Annotated in this window: 15 protein-coding genes; 1 reads left to right on the top strand and 14 read right to left on the bottom strand. The window is 39.7% G+C overall.

Translation table 11 applies throughout. From position 1 onward, the window contains the following. Positions 1–15: 15 nt before the first annotated feature. The 4 genes from pstC to NQ560_RS02065 form a co-directional block, all read right to left on the bottom strand. The gene (gene pstC, locus NQ560_RS02080; RefSeq protein ID WP_005332272.1) at positions 16–918 is read right to left on the bottom strand and encodes a phosphate ABC transporter permease subunit PstC; all 903 of its coding nucleotides are present in this window, start codon (positions 916–918) and stop codon (positions 16–18) included. A gap of 83 nt (positions 919–1001) precedes the next feature. After that, a complete protein-coding gene (locus NQ560_RS02075) occupies positions 1002–1910 on the bottom strand; it encodes a phosphate ABC transporter substrate-binding protein (RefSeq protein ID WP_005332273.1) in 909 nt (302 codons plus the stop codon). A gap of 780 nt (positions 1911–2690) precedes the next feature. Next, positions 2691–4049, bottom strand: a complete 1359-nt coding sequence (locus tag NQ560_RS02070; protein WP_154104219.1) for a zinc ribbon domain-containing protein — start codon at positions 4047–4049, stop codon at positions 2691–2693. A gap of 4 nt (positions 4050–4053) precedes the next feature. Continuing rightward, the gene (locus tag NQ560_RS02065) at positions 4054–4857 is read right to left on the bottom strand and encodes a hypothetical protein (protein WP_040015419.1); all 804 of its coding nucleotides are present in this window, start codon (positions 4855–4857) and stop codon (positions 4054–4056) included. Positions 4858–5248: 391 nt separating this feature from the next. Between NQ560_RS02065 and NQ560_RS02060 the strand changes: the two genes are divergently transcribed. Beyond that, positions 5249–6940: a gluzincin family metallopeptidase gene (locus NQ560_RS02060; protein WP_040015420.1), complete on the top strand. Its 1692-nt coding sequence runs from the start codon at positions 5249–5251 to the stop codon at positions 6938–6940. Positions 6941–7059: 119 nt separating this feature from the next. Here the strand turns inward: NQ560_RS02060 and NQ560_RS02055 are convergent, their stop codons facing one another. The 10 genes from NQ560_RS02055 to NQ560_RS02010 all read right to left on the bottom strand — a co-directional run bounded on the left by NQ560_RS02055 (position 7060) and on the right by NQ560_RS02010 (position 16795). After that, entirely contained in the window at positions 7060–9081 is a 2022-nt protein-coding gene (locus NQ560_RS02055) for a VWA domain-containing protein (RefSeq protein WP_154104220.1), read from the bottom strand. A gap of 29 nt (positions 9082–9110) precedes the next feature. After that, positions 9111–10313 (bottom strand): zinc-ribbon domain-containing protein, encoded by a 1203-nt coding sequence (locus NQ560_RS02050; RefSeq protein WP_005332287.1) that lies wholly within the window; start codon positions 10311–10313, stop codon positions 9111–9113. A 15-nt stretch (positions 10314–10328) separates the two neighbouring features. After that, positions 10329–10904: a YARHG domain-containing protein gene (locus NQ560_RS02045; RefSeq protein ID WP_052302917.1), complete on the bottom strand. Its 576-nt coding sequence runs from the start codon at positions 10902–10904 to the stop codon at positions 10329–10331. Between the two features lie 32 nt (positions 10905–10936). Then, complete coding sequence (locus NQ560_RS02040) at positions 10937–11614, bottom strand: zinc-ribbon domain-containing protein (protein ID WP_005332289.1); 678 nt, start codon at positions 11612–11614, stop codon at positions 10937–10939. Between the two features lie 92 nt (positions 11615–11706). After that, complete coding sequence (locus tag NQ560_RS02035) at positions 11707–12441, bottom strand: zinc ribbon domain-containing protein (RefSeq protein ID WP_005332290.1); 735 nt, start codon at positions 12439–12441, stop codon at positions 11707–11709. 176 nt (positions 12442–12617) lie between these two features. Next, complete coding sequence (locus NQ560_RS02030) at positions 12618–13421, bottom strand: amino acid ABC transporter ATP-binding protein (protein ID WP_005332291.1); 804 nt, start codon at positions 13419–13421, stop codon at positions 12618–12620. Continuing rightward, positions 13405–14115 (bottom strand): amino acid ABC transporter permease, encoded by a 711-nt coding sequence (locus tag NQ560_RS02025; RefSeq protein ID WP_005332292.1) that lies wholly within the window; start codon positions 14113–14115, stop codon positions 13405–13407. The genes NQ560_RS02030 and NQ560_RS02025 overlap by 17 nt, the downstream gene beginning before the upstream one ends. Positions 14116–14149: 34 nt before the next feature. After that, a complete protein-coding gene (locus NQ560_RS02020; RefSeq protein WP_005332294.1) occupies positions 14150–15031 on the bottom strand; it encodes a transporter substrate-binding domain-containing protein in 882 nt (293 codons plus the stop codon). Positions 15032–15126: 95 nt separating this feature from the next. Then, positions 15127–15954, bottom strand: a complete 828-nt coding sequence (locus tag NQ560_RS02015; RefSeq protein ID WP_005332295.1) for an undecaprenyl-diphosphate phosphatase — start codon at positions 15952–15954, stop codon at positions 15127–15129. A gap of 10 nt (positions 15955–15964) precedes the next feature. Then, positions 15965–16795, bottom strand: a complete 831-nt coding sequence (locus NQ560_RS02010; RefSeq protein WP_005332297.1) for a Cof-type HAD-IIB family hydrolase — start codon at positions 16793–16795, stop codon at positions 15965–15967. Positions 16796–16798: the final 3 nt, after the last annotated feature.

The raw sequence follows: 16798 nt of genomic DNA, 5'->3' as shown, positions 1-16798 counted from the left end.
CTTCTCGTCTCCTCCTTACACTTTATCTTTCTTCGGTCTGGAGAAATAATGAATCAGCAGAATAAATACAAGGGACAATACGAATAACAGTAATGCCATTGTCCAAAGTGCTGTCTTCATCTCTCCACCTTCTGTCGCATTTCCCATCTGTGCCGCAATCTCCGTTGTCAGACTCTTTGTCGTAGAGAAAATGCCAGTTGGAAGTGCTGTCGTCTGTCCGATAACCATTGCAACTGCAAGCGCCTCACCAAATGCCCTTGCAAGTCCAAGGATAATACCGGAAAGAATTCCTGAGCCTGCTGCCGGAAGTACAACTTTATAGATTGACTGCCATCTGGTCGATCCCAGTCCATAAGCCGCCATACGATAATCTTTCGGAACAGAACTTATAGAATCTGCTGCCACATTGCTGATCGTTGGAAATATCATAAGTGCGAGTACGATTCCTGCTGCCAGTATAGAATGTCCGACCTGTAGTCCAAATAATTTTTTAATTGCCGGGATCAGTACTGTCAATCCGACCCATCCGTATACAACAGATGGAATACCTGCAAATATTTCTACAATCGGACGATAAAACTTTTCACCGAATTTCGGTGCAATTTCAATCATAAAGATTGCTGATCCCAGTGCAAATGGTGTTGCGATCAAAAGTGCAAGTCCGCATGTACAAAGAGAACCTACGATAAAGATCAATGCTCCGACCGTACCACCGCCTTCGGCATTATCTGCCGGTCCCCAATCTGCTGAGAACAGAAAGTCTGAAAGGGAATGGTGGAATATGGTAAATGTGCCAGAACCTTTATATACAAGGAAGGCTCCGATACAGATCGTGATTACGATAACCAGAAGGCCTCCGGCTGTCATAAGTCCTCTCCAGGCATATTCTTTTGCAAACATACTTTGTTTTTTATTCATATCATTCACCTGATTTTCATAAGAAATGGCATGGCAGACATTGATATATTTTCGTCTGCCCTGCCACTTCTCGTTTTTCCTGATTAGTGCTCTGTCTTTGTCATCTTAGAAGAAACGCCATATCCAAGTTTCTCCATCTGGCTTCCATATTTGTCACCTGTGATGTAATCAAGGAATGCACTTACAACTTCGTTTGGCTCACCTTTTGTATACATATGCTCAAATGTCCATACTGGGTACTCTCCACTGTATGTGTTCTCAAGTGTAGGCTCTACTCCGTCAATTGCAACTGTCTCAACTCCTGCATCACCAGTCAGATAAGAAAGAGCAACATAACCAATTGCACCCTTTGTATCTTTTACATTTGTAAGAAGTACTCCTGAATCGTCTGTCTCCATAGATGCATTGGAAGCTTCTTCATTTCCGTCTAATGCATATTTCTGGAAAGTAGCTCTTGTTCCTGAAGATCCTGGTCTTGTTACGAGTACGATGTCCTCATCTGGTCCACCAACTTCTTTCCAGTTTGTTGTCTTTCCTGTGAAAATGCTGATGAGCTGATCTTTTGTAAGGCTCTTAACTCCTGCCTTTGCAACATCCTCATTTACGATTGGTGCCATTGTAATAACACATACCTGATGATCTACAAGTTCTTTTGCTTTATCTGCATCCAACTTATCCTCAGCAGCTACATCAGAGTTTCCGATATCAACTGTTCCTTCGGATACCTGCTTCAGTCCTTCTCCTGATCCTCCTGCATCAATTGTAATAGACACGTCCGGGTTCTCATTTAAGAATGAATCTGCTGCATCATCTGCCAGCGGTTTTAATGCTGAAGAACCAGCTGCTGTAATTGTTCCGCTTAAGCTTTCTGTCTTTGTATCACTTCCTGTTGAATCAGATCCTGCATCTGATTTTGATCCACCACATCCTGTTGCCATTCCTGCAACCATTGCTGTTACTGCCATCATTGCAATAAACTTTTTCAATTTCATTTTCGTAATCTCCTTTTGTCTTGTACAATAATTCTTTTTTTATTATTTACCTCGTCGACAGTTATTATCATAAAAGGAGAATGTAAAATCAAAAACGGCGGGATTGTAAAATGTTTGTAAAGTAGTCGGGAATGTGTTTATAAATAAAAAAAGTCACAAACACAAGGTATTTCCGATATCAGTTGCGCCGCTTATCTCAGTATGATTATGTAAACTCGCCTGAGAAACGGCTCAGACAATACATAATCATACTGGCTATGCTCACTGATATTTCGGAAATCTCCTTGATTGTTTGGGACTTTTTTATTTATACACTTCATTTATCGCTCTTTTCAAAGCATTTTATTAATAAATAGTAAGTGCGAAAAACGTGCCAGTATGAACTAGCACGTTTTTTATGTCTCATCTTCATTGCACAGTAGTCAGATTGATGCATGCTCTCTTATATTACACTACGACTTCTACTGCTTTTCAAAGCATTTTATGATATTCCCATTCTATCAAGACATTACTTATTCTTTTAGAAATATTATATTGATAAAATATATTTATTTTGTTAAAATATTTTTAGGTGCTACTACACGTTGACGTGTTGATGGCGGTTCGCTTTGCGTGGCATGATTCCAAGACGCAAAAATAACCGCCCACACCCTGACAAGTTAAGCGGTTATTTTTTTAATTAATAAATCAGGCGAACCGTCATCAGTAGCACCTTTTCTAATATTATATTAACAGTCTGCTTATTCTATGTCAAACATTTTATTAATATATTACTTTCGACTATACTATAGTAGACATATTTCTTTTCTCACTGGCATTAATTTTCCACTTTGAGTTATCAACTTTCAAACTATATCCACAATAGGAACAGCAGCCTTTCTCATCCGGAACATAATTGGCGCCACAGCTTGGGCATTCTTTTTCTATTACAATGTCCTGTCCTTTTGATTTTAATCGATTTGGATGTAGTGCTCTTGAAAGCGTCCAGTTTTCTTTTTCATTTTTCACGACAATATGCTGATCATTTTCCAAAATAGTCCTGCGCAGTTTTGCACTCACTGAAATTGTCGTTGTATCTTCTGTATTTTCTACGCTTTTTATCTTTATATCGTCAACAATATATGTAAGTAGTTCCGGTGTGAGTACGGATTTATACAATGCTTCATTGATGTTACTTGCCAGCCAGCTTTCGTCATATCGGACAATCTGTTCTTTCAACTTTTCCTCTTTCTCTAATTTCGGAGTTATGAAAGAGAGCATTCCAAAAGCTACTAAAATGGTCAATACAAATGCAAGACCAAATGCAAGATACATATTTGAGATGAAGCGTATACATGGAACTGCCGGTAAAAATAGTGCCAGGATCAGTCCGCCTGTATATAACAGATTCCTTGCATTCGGATCCGGAAGGTGATAGATTCGAAAATCTTCTGTCTGCCAATCGTAAAATTGGCTCTGTATAAAGGCGCCACAATAAGGACAATTCGTTTCGTTTCCTTTCAAATTTAACTGCGCACCACAGCTTGGGCAGGTCATCTGTGAATATTCACTGTAAAATGTCTGTTCCTTTTTTCTGTCCTTATCTGCCTTATCTGTATGTCGGATGTGACGTGACTGACGAAGTAATATCGCACCGTAAGGATAGATTGTTTCATGGAGTACTTTTTTCTTATCTTTGCTTAGATATTTGTCCGAAACAGACGCTTCTACGATAACTTCTCTCCATTCACGTCCAGCATCGCTCCAATGTCTGAAATCTTTCTTTTTTTCATTCTTCTCCGACAATTTTAAATTTGTAAAATGAAATTGTCTTGCCAGACCTCTTTTTTTCAGTTGCTTTGTCTCGTGATCTATCTTATCCTGAAAAGTACAATCCATTCGAATTCTGCTATTTTGCAAACTGCCGCCTTGCATAAATGCCAGAAGACCTTCCAGTTCATCGGATATTTTTTTTGGTATTCCCTTATCTTTTAAAGTTGCTGTCTCTGGTTTTGCTAATTTTCTTTTTACAACCGGATACCAGTAATTCGGCAATAGATGCTCGAATTTCCATTCAAATGCATTACTTGCAATTTTTACGCCCAGTATAACCGCCCATGCAAGTGCGATTTCAACTGTCCCAGCCCATATCATTGACATAGAATCACCTCTTTATTACAAACATCAGTACACCGCCAAGCATAAAGATCAACGAAATCGCAATACTAAAAATCTGCAATCCAATCCCTGCGGCACCACCTTCTTTTATTGCAGTTTCCATATCCATTTCACCTTTCATCAAATATTCCGTCATTCCAGGTGCTTTTTTTAACGTTTGTCCGTCTTGAATACCGATAGCCGTCACCTTATCGCCATCCTTGAAATCTGCATAACTATAAGAATAGCGGATATCATTTTCCAGATAATATTGGTAAGATCTTTCTGTCTGATCCAGTGGTTCTATAAAATATCCCTGACTATATGATGGATCCGATACAAAGGCGTAACCAAGTTCTTTTAACACCTGTTCATCATAGTCTTTCCAGGTGCCGGTCATTCGGATCATATGAATAAAATCCTCAGAAAGCGTGTATCCGCCAACCATTCCTTCTCCTATATATTCCTCCGAAGCCCCCTCTTGATTCCACACTAACTTTTCCTTCCAACCATCCTCATCATTTTGTTTTCTTTCATACTCCGTCCTCTCTTTCTTGCGTGAAATACGAATACTGTCTAAGGTAATCCCCATTTCATCATCATACGCCGGTTCAACGAGCTTAAAAGGCGCCGATACGATAACGGCTTTTCCATCATTTGCCGGATCTACCGTATCTGTCGTGACATAGACGGCTTCACTTAAAAGCTTCTTTGCCTTTGGATCATCCACAAAAATCATTTTTATTGAAGCAATCATCAAAAAAAATCCAATACATATAAATAAAATTCCACCTAATATTCTTTTTACCATGACCCTTTCCTCCTCTCCTATATGATTTACCTGCCATGAATCTTTTTTCTTGTGATAAGCCAAGTATTGTTTTTTTCATTGTATCATGAAGAACGACTCCCACAAAAGCAAAATCCACCTTCAAAAATACACAGATTTTTGCCTCAAATTTCGTCAATCATTTTCCTGAAAATTAGATCTTTCTATCCTTGTGGATGCCTTACAAACCTGTTATACTATTTCAACTAAAAAAGACAAATCATCCATTCAAGAATGCCGAGGCATTCTTGCTGCGAGGTGCGCGTCATGCAATTGCATGACATACTTCTACTGCGCATCTCTGCAATCCTGCCGGAGGCTATATCAGCTGGGGGATTGACTCCCAGCTGATATTTTAAAAGGAGGTTGCCTTATGAAAAGAAAATTTTTATTACTCTTAACAGTATGTTGTTCCTGCCTGTTGGCTACATTTATATGCTCCGGCTGCAATAACCGTGACTCGTCTCAAAAGCATACCGCCGTCAAGAATCATACATCTGCAAAAGAAACGGTCAAACCTTATTCAGACTTCAAGTATACGGATCATTTCAACCGTTCCAACCTTTCCCTGACTGACCGTTCTATGGATTCTATCGATATCGATACCTTTAAATCTACCTTTAATGAATTTCATACCGCTCTTGACAGTGACGGTAATGAAGAACGGATTCTCGGTCTCTATGATCAGTTATGTGAACAACTGAACATGCTTTTGACTGATGCGACTTTAGCGCAATATGCGTATTATCTGGATACCGAAAGTCAGGAAAAAGCGGAACGTTATCATAGCAAAGAATCTGCCTATACTGATAGTTTTGAAAAAACCTCCAGTCTGTTTCAGCGTGCCTTATCTTCCCAATACAGCGATGTCTTTCGTTCTTACATTGGAGAAGATAAAGCCTCCCGGATAGAAAATTCACTGATCTATTCTGATGAAGCAATTGCATTAAAGCAACAAAAAAACAAATTACTCCAACGTTATGAGACTCTGATCACACAGGGCGCCAAAGAACAAGAACTCAAACAGCTCTACATCGACCTTGTAAATACGAACAATGCTTTTGCTCAGTCTTTCGGTTATGCCAATTACCCTGATTTTGTCTATGCCGTTGAATATGGTCGTGATTACACAATGACCGATCTAAAGAAAATCGAAAATGAAGTGAAAGATAATTTCATACCTGTATTTCACGAATATGTATCTTTCGTCACTGAGGATGATTCTATTTATGTTGTATATGACGAAAACCATGACCGTGGAGAGGAAAAAATCCACCGGCTTCGCAAATGTATTCAAAAAGTCTGTCCTGCACTGGAGGAATCCTTGATTCATTTGCAAAAAAATACTTTGTATGATGTCGAGGCGTCTTCTCTGAAATATCCGGCCTTAAGTTTTTCTGCACCACTGCCTGCCTACAATGATGCTTATATTTATAGTTCTCCATATGAGACCGTCTCCGATTATTCAACCCTCCTGCATGAATTCGGACACTACAATTATTATTACCACAATCCTGCTCATCCATTTGATTCTCGCGATATAACCGATGTCTCAGAAATCATGTCGCAAGGATTAGAATTAATCTGCTATGATTATTATGATACCTATTATCCGGAATGTGGCGATGCCCTATCTTCCTTTGTTATTTTTGATATGATGGCTTCTGTTGCAGATGGATTTACAATAAATGAAGCGGAATATCGTTCCTATACGACTCCGGATCTGGATATTAAAAAGCTGGATCAGATTTGGGAAAATGTCAGTGATGAATATAACAATTTCATCAGCGATGACACATCCTGGACTTATATAGATCATGTTTTTGAAGAGCCATTTTATTATATAGGTTATGCCACCTCTGCCCTCGCTTCTTTCGAACTGTTTTTAGAATCGCGGGTTGATTTTCATTCCGGTGTTGCCAAATATATGACTCTCACCACAGTTCCTGCCGGGACAAAATATCAGGAAGCACTCACAATTGCAGGGCTGAACAATATTTTTGAACCTGGTACTATCACAAAAATATCTGAAGATCTTAGCAACGAATTTGATTTGAAGAAATAATACGTTTCATCAAATTTTTCTGCCGGAGGCTTTTTGTATAACAGAAAATGTAATTTCCTGTTATACAAAAAATGGATGCCTCCTGTAAATTACAGGAAAGCATCCATGCCAAGATTGTTTTATTGTTTGATTCTTGATACGACTTTAATATCCACGAATGATGTAAGCTGCCACTTATCGCCCTGGTTTTCTACGTTATACTTACATTCCTGGGTCATAAGTTGTAATGGTTTTCCTTTTACTTGTACATAGTAAGTTTCTCTTGTGGATATGACGCAGTTATTGGCGTCTGCATATGACACGTCTGTCAGTTCATAGGAATCCAATCGTTCTGTAATATCACGCAAAACATATTTTTCTTGTTCTGTGTATATCGGGCTTCCATTTTTCAAATATCCGGATATCAGAGAAAAATCGGATTTATTCATGGCGCTGTCGAAGTTCTTCAGATAGCCTTCTACTGCTGCCTGAGGACCGTCTGTGTATATATCCCTACTCTGGGCACTCATAAGAACGTTCGGAGTGTATGTGTATTCACATTCTCCGCCATAATCGATACTGTGGTATCCGGCTTGAATATTTGCGGTATCCCCGACAGTTGCACCTGTATTATCTTCAAATTCCACCAGATAGAGCTGTTTTTCCATCTGATAGATTTCTTCGTATATCTTATCCATGGAAGTTACATCGCTGACATTATAATACATACCTCCGGTCTGAGTTGCGATATCATTTACATCGGCATAATCAATGGAACCGATTCCAATAATAAATACCGGTACATGATAGCGATTTGCAACATTTACCACATCTTCTTTTGTACAGTTACTGTAATTGTCATTTCCATCAGTAAATGCAATCACACATCTTGCACCGTTCTGTGCTGCTACACGTTCAACAGCTGTGTAAAGTGCATCGTAAAGACTTGTCATATCACCTGTAACAAGATTATTGATATCATTGGTCAATGTTGCAGCATCATCACTGAATTCCTGTTCCAGACATACTCCGGTTGAAAATGATGTCAATTCCACGAGATCTCCTGCGTCAAACTGCACGCTTCCGACAAAATCCGACATTACCTGTTTTGCCTCGTTTAGCGGTGAACCATCCATACTTCCACTGACATCAGCTACCATATCTACTTTCAATGCTTCTTTTTCGTTCAACTGGTTCGCTGATTTCACGACCTGTTTTACATACTTTGCATTTGCATCCTGCTTATTGATATAGAAAAATGCATCATCCAGATTTTCAATTACATTTCCGGTTGTCTTATCTTTGATACTCATATATAGTTTTACAGTTGGAAATTCACTGGCATCAATCTGCTGGATGGATACGACTGCTTGATTCTTTGGCTCTATGTACTGGTACACGATCTGATCCATCTTGGAAAATGCTTCCTTAATAGCTTTGTAATCTTTTTTTCCTTTTCCAGTCAAATCCTGAATCTCTTTCAGATTCTTTTTATATCCGGAGACAACATCGTCCCCGACATCTTTAAGATCCAGTCCCTCATACATCTTTACCCGGTCTTCTACATAGCTATCATCTGCTTTTTTCAAATCCTTCAGTGTTTCTTTTGCAATCTCGACTGCATTTATAAGTGACTCTGGATTTTTCTGCTCAATCGCATCGCTACAGTCATGAAGTGCGTTTTCATATTCTTTGTAACTATCCTCATCTAACGCATACTGCTCTTTTTCTTTATTCATGGATTTGTACTCATCCACTGCTGTGTTGTACTCATCCAAATAATTTACAATCTTTTTCAGCTTATGAAGATCATTTCTTTTATCAGAAATGCTGAATATTCCAAAATCATCCCATTCATCCACAATTTCGTTCATTTCTTCCGTGTACTGCGGGATTCCAGCCTTTTTTATTTTCACAGCCAGCTTATCTTTCTGCAGATTAAGGCCGACCGTTCCGTATAAAATTCCGCCTACAATCAAAATAATTGCCAGCACCGCAATCAGAACAAGTGGTAATTTACTTTTTTTTCTGGATTTCTTACTTTTTTCCGGCTGTTCATAGACCGTATCAGTCTGATTTTCCGGTATTTCTATCCGGTTTCCACAGCTTGGGCAAAATTTCACTCCATCTTCCAGTTTCTTTCCACATTTTTCGCAAAACATTTTTGTCTCTTCCTTTTTCAGTTCATATTTTACCAAGTCCAAAGATCTAAATCATACAATTTCCATGTTCCACCATCATCAATGTAATACAATGTATGTTCTGCATCTTCTGTCTCTGTCTCTCTCTCCTTGTCTCCATCATAGTAGACATAATTCTTTTCCCATTGAGCATCACCTTTGATCGTCACCTCAATCAGTTGTTTCTGATCTCTTGTGATCATCTGTGCCTGAGCCTCACAATTCGTTATTGTATAGTTCAGAAACTCCCAGCTGTTATTTCCATTTTCAAAATAATCGTCCCTCGCACTCTCATATTTTCTGATTGCAGAATCTTTTTCATCCGCATACATATTATTCAAAATATCGAGATCACTGAAACGTTTGTTTGCGGCAGCTCCCTGGAAAATGTTGTTCAGATCTTTTACTGCCTGATCTGCCATCTGTTCCACCGTAGCCTTACTGTATCCGGCTGTCATAACAGTAGGTTCATCGTATGACTCAAGTACAGCACTTGTAGTCTCAATGTCAGAACCGCTGATTTCTACATAATGACTTGTTCCAAATATCTTCTTAATAGTATAGGTGTCCATTCCTTCAATCTCATCCTGGGATTTCAGTTTTGAATCTGGTGTAATTCCATCAATTTTAATCTCTGCACCTTTCGGAACCGCTACAGAAAAGTTTTTTGAAAGAAATGTATCCGCTTCATCAACTTTCCATGTAAGACCTCTTCTTTTTACCTTTACATCGATTCTCTGGACGCCATTATCGCCTTCGTATTTTACACGATATGTGTTGCTTGTCTTTTTGCGGATCTTCTGAACTTCCAGATCCTCATCCCATTTTATTCCATTGATAGTCTGGGAAGTAACAAATGCCTGCTTTGACATAAAGTCTCCGGAATCATTAAGATAAAGTGTATCATAAACCTGATTCCAGTTTCCGTCACCCATCCCTTCCGCATAACGCTCTACCACACTTTTGACGCTGAATTTTGCCTGGAAGACCATAATGAATATTAACAGACTGATCATTGCGATTGGTATCTCTATCAGAAGCATCTTATTTATCTTCCCAAACGGCACGCTTTTCTTTGTTGTTTTTTCTCCTGTTTTTTCATAAGAGGTTTCCTTTGGATTTATACTTCCCGGCATTCCTGTAAGTTTCGTTCCACAGTTCTCACAGAAAGCCGCACCCTCTACATTCTTATATCCACATTCTGGACAAAACATTTCTCATCCCCCCTGTTACTCATACTTCTTGATGATTTCGATGTTGGCACGTTCCACATCATTCAATCTGGAATCTAAATTTGCATCGAACTCGTCCGGACTAATGGTTCCGTTATACCAGCTCTTGCTGTCAAAATACTGCTGCAGTGCCTGGTCGTTGAAACGTCTTCCATGTCTGGCAAGAATTTCATTTCTTCCAATTCTGAGCTGGTCTTTTGATATTCCGGACACCTCTGCATCTGTTAGAAGTACTGATGAACTATTCGGGAAAATGTAATCTTCCGTGTTCTGTACTGTCTGGGAATCCTCTGTTGTCTGTGAATCCTGCATTTTGCTCTTCTCATCTGCACTTCCAGTCCCACCAGCATTCACAACAATATCTTTGTCGATTGCAATCGTCTGAACTTCCCCCTCATCTGAAAGCTCTGCTGCCTCTCTTGCAGCTTTAATATCTTTCTTTGGAACAGCAGTCTCAACTTTCTTTCCTCCACCGCCAAATATTCCTATTACAATGCTTCCTACAAGTAATACTACAATTATGACCGCCAATAACACTACTGGCAATTTGTTTTCCTTTGTCTGTTCCTGCATAACTTTTGTTCTCGTCTTTCTTTTCATTATTTTTATAATCCGGAGACAATCACCCATTTTCCATCTACTTTGACCACTACAAGTGTAATATCCTGTGTATCTTTTTCTCCGTCTTGTTTTAATGTTGCCTCTGCTTCCAGAATATATCCCGCCTTTGCATCTTCAGCAATGCTGTCCAGAACATAATAATCATCAATCAGAGTTTCTTCCAGATCTTTTTTTGCAATTTTTTCTTTATCAGTAACTTTAATCGTAATTTTATAATCACTGTCCAAATCAAACATATAATCTACAATATCATCCGTCATCCATTCTGCATACTCATCCGGCACTGCTTTTTTCATCAGATCAATATCCTGCTTATTGAATGCTTTTTCCATGTATTTGACAGGTTTTAAATATGCCGGTGACAGAACGGCTTTGATTCCGAAAATTACAAGCAAAATTACAAGAATCGCTGCCGGGATTGCAAGCAGCCATAAATTTTTATTTTTCTTCACTGGTGCAGCAGATCCTGCCATCTGCTGATACTGCATATCCTGGGCAGTAAATCCCTGCTGCTGTGAAGACACTCCTTGCCTCTCTTCATTAGTTCCTGCTGTTGCCTCACTCTGTGCGCTCTGTACCTGCTTTACCGGGTTTCCACACACAGAACAGAACCTTGCTCCTTCTTTCAGCTCATTGCCACATTTTGAACAAAATTTTGCCATAGTTGTCCTCCTTACTCTCTTCCTTATCTTCTTTTTTCAAGAATACCTCCGACAGTCTCTTTTAACCGAATTTCAGCTTCTTTAGAACTCCCCTAAACTCTTGCTCCACATGATGTACAGAATAACGCATCTTCTTCCAATGGTGCTCCACATTTTGCACAGCATGCCGGATTTTTTTCTGTTACCGGCTCTTGCGTATCGTCTACTTCAGTCACTGTTTCCTCTGAGACTTCAGCCACTGTTTCCTCTGAGTCAACTTCCTTTGAGTCAACTTTCTCGGATTCAGATTCCTCTGGCATAGCCTCTGCTACTGTCGTTTCAACTACCTCGTCTGCTTCCGGCACTGTATAGGTCATTGGCTGCGTATTTAATCGATTTCCACACTCCGTACAGAATAAGGCTTCCACATCATTCAAAGCTCCACATTTGTCACAACATTTTCCAGGTGCTGACTGTGCCGGTGCAACCGGAGTCTGATTCAGTGGCGCTCCACAACTGATGCAGAATTTTGCACCTGCATTGTTACCAAATCCACACTGAGGACATTTGTTTGTAGCTGCCAGATTATCCAACTCCTGCTGATATGCAGCATTTTCTGATTTCAGACGATTAATCTCTGCAAATAACTCCTGATATTCTGTTCCCTCTTCCTGTCCGTGTGCTTCATAATATTTCAGACCAACCTGGTAAAGCAATTTATCTACCATCTTATCATTGTTCTTGATCAAATTTCCCAATCTGACATTCTCCGTTGCATTCTTCGCCTTCTGAGACACTTCCTGTCCTGCTGTTGTAAGTGAATCTTTCATTCTGTCAAAAAAAGCCATAATTATTTCCTCCTTAGTGTCAATATTGTTCTTTTCTGCTGCCTCTTTCTATGTCTAATAGGCATTTTTATCTGTGATAACTTTGTTGTTTCTACTATACCACATTTTCACATACGCAAAAAGAGACAGGATGGATTTCTTTCCACTCTGTCTCTTTATATCTTTTTTATAATCTCTTATAATACTTTTGATAAAAATTCTTTTAATCGTGCATCTTTCGGATTTTCAAAGAACTCTTTCGGAGCTGCTTCTTCTTTGATAACTCCCTCGTCGATAAATACAACTCTGGAAGCCACTTCTTTTGCAAATCCCATCTCATGTGTTACAACTACCATGGTCATTCCTTCGCCCGCAAGCTGCTTCATCAGTTCCAGTACTTCACCTACCATCTCTGGATCAAGTGCTGATGTCGGCTCATCAAAAAGAATGACATCCGGATCCATAGCAAGTGCACGTACAATTGCAATACGCTGTTTCTGTCCACCTGATAACGTCGACGGATATACATCTGCCTTATCTTCCAGACCGATTCTCTTAAGAAGGGACATTGCCTTTTCCTTCTCTTCTTTCTTGATCTGCTCTTTTGTCAGACTTGCAAGTGATGCATCTGCCCCACCTTTTCCGAATAATTTCTTTCTCTTCGCTTTTTTAAGATCCTGGCATCTTGTGTAAACCGGTGCAAGCATAATATTCTCAATAACTGTCTTATTATTGAACAGATTAAAATGTTGGAATACCATTCCCATATGACGGCGGTGAATATTAATATCCACCTTCATATCTGCAATATCTACACCGTTAAAAATAATCTGTCCGGACGTCGGATCTTCCATACAGTTCAGACATCTTAGGAATGTACTCTTACCGGAACCGGACGGTCCGATAATTGCTACGATGTCCCCTTTATTGATGGTTATATCGATGCCTTTTAACACTTCAACATCACCGAAGCTTTTTTTCAGATTAATTACGTCTATCACTCTTCTTCAGGCTCCTTTCCATCAATTTTATCAGTAAGGAAATAATCAATACCAGTGCAATATAAATCAGTGCCATTACCAGGTATGGAACCATGAATTCATAGCTGTTACTTCCAATATAGTTAAATGCAACATAGAGATCTGCTGCTCCTACAAAACTTACAACTGAAGTCTCCTTGATCAGGGAAATAAACTCATTTCCAAGAGTCGGGAGAATATTTTTTACTGCCTGTGGAATCACGATTTTCATCATGCTTGTCCCAAAGCTTAAGCCAACTGCACGACCGGCCTCCATCTGTCCGGAATCCACAGACTGAATTCCACTTCGCATAATCTCTGATATATACGCACCACTATTGAGTCCGAATACAAGCATGGCTACCTGTACTCCTGTAATTTTCAGTCCGATGATTGGAAGAAGTACATAATAAAATACCAACAACTGAACTACCATAGGTGTTCCACGAAACAGTGCTACATAAAAGCTGCAGATGCCATTCAATACTTTTGGCAATGTTTTATACTTTGGAAGTACACGCACTGTTGCAATCAAAGTTCCAACAATGATACCAATGATTAAACCTGTCACTGCAATTAACAGTGTATTCTGCAGACCCTGAATTACTTTTGCATAACCATTCTGTTCCACAAAAATCTCTATAAACTTGTTTACTTTCTGATCAAAATTACCCATAATCTCTCTCTTCTTCTAATCTATCGCTTGAGAATTACTGCATCTCGTTGATAGATTCTGTAATAGCTGATGCAGGTGCTGCATCGATGATTACATATGTAATGTTTCCATTGAGCATATCCTGAACTGCAAGGGAACCACTCTTATATGTTACACACTCTGCAGGAAGTCCAGGGAAATCCCAGTCCTCGCTTCCTTCTACATAATACTGACCTGTTGTTCCGGCCTGAACACCAATCTTGTCAGATTTCTCTGTCTTAGCCAGAAGTGCTGCTACATCGTCTGCGCTCTTGCAGTCATCAAATGCAGTGTTGTCGCTTGGTACGATCAGTCTCTGTGATGCTGAATAGTAAGAATCTGTAAATGTTACATACTCTTCTCTCTCTTCATTGATTGTAAGACCTGCCATAGCAATATCACATTTCTGCTGGCTTACAGACAGACATACTGCATCGAAATCCATGTTCTCAATTACAAGCTCTTTTCCAAGCTCATCAGCAAGAAGCTTAGCAATCTCCATATCGATTCCGTAGTAGCTGTCTCCCTTTGTATACTCAAATGGTTCAAATGCTGCATTTGTAGCAACTACAAGCTGATCTTTGGAGCTGTCGAGTTTTGCAGATTCAACTGCCTCTGGCTCTCCGCTTCCAAAATATTTGTCACAGATCTTATCTAATGTTCCGTCACCTTTAATTTTCTCAATAAATGCATTTGTCTTCTCAAGAAGCTCTGGCTGAGTCTTATCTACTCCGAATGCATACTCTTCATTTGTAAGGTCAATATCGATAACCTTTGCTGTTTTTGATGATGAACCGCCCTTGGAGCTGTCCTTTTTGTCTCCTGATCCGCCACATGCTACTAATGAAAGCGCACATGCTGCAACCAAAAGTACGCTGGTTAATTTTTTCATTTTCATAACCCTATCCTCCTAAAATTTTATTCTGCATGATTATACATATTTATTGCATAATACATATTTTAACACGTTTCAGCTAAAACTCAAGTCCATTTTTATCCAAGTAGCATCTTAAATAGTGCTACCAGAATAATCAGTGCACCTAATATAATTCGATAATATCCAAATACTTTGAAATCATTCTTCTTGATATAGTTCATCAGGAACTTAATCGCAATAACAGACATTCCAAAAGAAACTACACAGCCAAGCATCAGGAATCCGAATTCTGCTGCTGTAAAGTGGAATCCGAATTTGATAAGCTTCAGTGCACTTGCTCCGAACATGACCGGAATTGCCAGGAAAAATGTGAACTCAGCTGCCACTTCTCTGGATACTCCGATGATCAGCGCGCCGACAATTGTTGCACCTGATCTTGAAGTTCCTGGTATCAGGGCCAGCATCTGGAAAGCACCGATCCACAACAGCATCTTAATATCCAGTTCAGAGATTCTGCGGACAGCCGGTTTTCTTCCTTCATTACGGTTTTCTACTATAATAAATAGTACACCATATACAATCAGCATCACAGCTACCGGAAGCGGCTTATAAAAAATCTTATCCAGAATATCATCGAAAAGCAATCCCACTACAGCGGCCGGTACACAGGCAATCAATACTTTGATCCACATCTGCCAGGTCAAAAGCTTCTGTTTTTGAGTCTTCTTTGGTGAAAACGGATTCAACTTATGAAAATACAGAACAACGACCGCCATAATAGCACCAAGCTGGATGACTACGTTGAACATCTCCATAAAAGCATCACTGAGTCCCGGTTTTAAAACATTCCCCACCAGAATCAGATGTCCTGTACTGCTGACCGGAAGCCACTCCGTGATTCCTTCCACGATTCCGAGCAAAATGACTTTCAATACGTCTAACATTAGTTACCTCCTATTCAGTTTTTAATATGTATTTCTCTATGAATCTTGCCACGCCTTCTTCATCATTGGAATCTGTCAATCTGTCTGCTGCTGCCTTCACTTCCGGCATTCCATTCGCCATGGCAACTCCCATTCCGACTGTCTTAAGCATCATCGTATCATTGGATCCATCACCAAATGCCGCAATTTCCTCCCGACTGATTCCGAATATCTCGCCCAGTTCCAAAAGAGCCATCCCTTTATGGACACCTTCTGCATTGACCTCAATATTATTCTCCAATGCTCCGGTTGCTTCCACTCCTGTCACTTTACGGATACGCTTCCATGCTTCTTCCTTGTCAGTCTGGTATCGGAACAAAGCCTGTACTTTATCTGTCCCTCGATTCTCTGTCTCAAACTTCTCTTCTACACTTTCAACAGGGACACGAGTATTAAGAATATATTCGCCCATGGCCTTCGTCATGACATAGTCCTGAATATGGACAAGCTTCTCTTTCTCTGAGTAACCGATTCCATCGTAATACACATCTCGTAGTGTATCATAATCTGAGAAAATATCCAATATTTCGCGCGCTTTTTCTACCGAAATTAACATTTCTGATAAAACTTGTTCTGTTTTTGTCTCCAAAATTCTGGCACCATTGGCTGTCACTGCATATTTTATAAACGGAAGCTCCAGAAGTTCCTTTGGAAGTCCACATAACGGCCGTCCCGTCGCCGGTACCAGAATCACTCCCTGATCTGCCGCTGCCTCCAATGCTTTCTTCGTTCTCTCCGTCAGAATCTTGTCCGTTGTCAGAAGTGTTCCATCCAGGTCAAAACCAATCATCCTGATGTTCATCTC

Source organism: Dorea formicigenerans, from assembly GCF_025150245.1.
GTDB lineage: Bacteria > Bacillota > Clostridia > Lachnospirales > Lachnospiraceae > Dorea > Dorea formicigenerans.
This window is presented reverse-complemented; position numbering and strand designations above follow the sequence as displayed.

What these genes read in the sequence shown, in the direction of transcription:
- pstC (WP_005332272.1), bottom strand. Translation starts at nt 918, where the DNA reads ATGAATAAAAAACAAAGTATGTTTGCAAAAGAATATGCCTGGAGAGGA.
- NQ560_RS02075 (WP_005332273.1), bottom strand. Translation starts at nt 1,910, where the DNA reads ATGAAATTGAAAAAGTTTATTGCAATGATGGCAGTAACAGCAATGGTT.
- NQ560_RS02070 (WP_154104219.1), bottom strand. Translation starts at nt 4,049, where the DNA reads ATGTCAATGATATGGGCTGGGACAGTTGAAATCGCACTTGCATGGGCG.
- NQ560_RS02065 (WP_040015419.1), bottom strand. Translation starts at nt 4,857, where the DNA reads ATGGTAAAAAGAATATTAGGTGGAATTTTATTTATATGTATTGGATTT.
- NQ560_RS02060 (WP_040015420.1), top strand. Translation starts at nt 5,249, where the DNA reads ATGAAAAGAAAATTTTTATTACTCTTAACAGTATGTTGTTCCTGCCTG.
- NQ560_RS02055 (WP_154104220.1), bottom strand. Translation starts at nt 9,081, where the DNA reads ATGTTTTGCGAAAAATGTGGAAAGAAACTGGAAGATGGAGTGAAATTT.
- NQ560_RS02050 (WP_005332287.1), bottom strand. Translation starts at nt 10,313, where the DNA reads ATGTTTTGTCCAGAATGTGGATATAAGAATGTAGAGGGTGCGGCTTTC.
- NQ560_RS02045 (WP_052302917.1), bottom strand. Translation starts at nt 10,904, where the DNA reads ATGCAGGAACAGACAAAGGAAAACAAATTGCCAGTAGTGTTATTGGCG.
- NQ560_RS02040 (WP_005332289.1), bottom strand. Translation starts at nt 11,614, where the DNA reads ATGGCAAAATTTTGTTCAAAATGTGGCAATGAGCTGAAAGAAGGAGCA.
- NQ560_RS02035 (WP_005332290.1), bottom strand. Translation starts at nt 12,441, where the DNA reads ATGGCTTTTTTTGACAGAATGAAAGATTCACTTACAACAGCAGGACAG.
- NQ560_RS02025 (WP_005332292.1), bottom strand. Translation starts at nt 14,115, where the DNA reads ATGGGTAATTTTGATCAGAAAGTAAACAAGTTTATAGAGATTTTTGTG.
- NQ560_RS02020 (WP_005332294.1), bottom strand. Translation starts at nt 15,031, where the DNA reads ATGAAAATGAAAAAATTAACCAGCGTACTTTTGGTTGCAGCATGTGCG.
- NQ560_RS02015 (WP_005332295.1), bottom strand. Translation starts at nt 15,954, where the DNA reads ATGTTAGACGTATTGAAAGTCATTTTGCTCGGAATCGTGGAAGGAATC.
- NQ560_RS02010 (WP_005332297.1), bottom strand. Translation starts at nt 16,795, where the DNA reads ATGAACATCAGGATGATTGGTTTTGACCTGGATGGAACACTTCTGACA.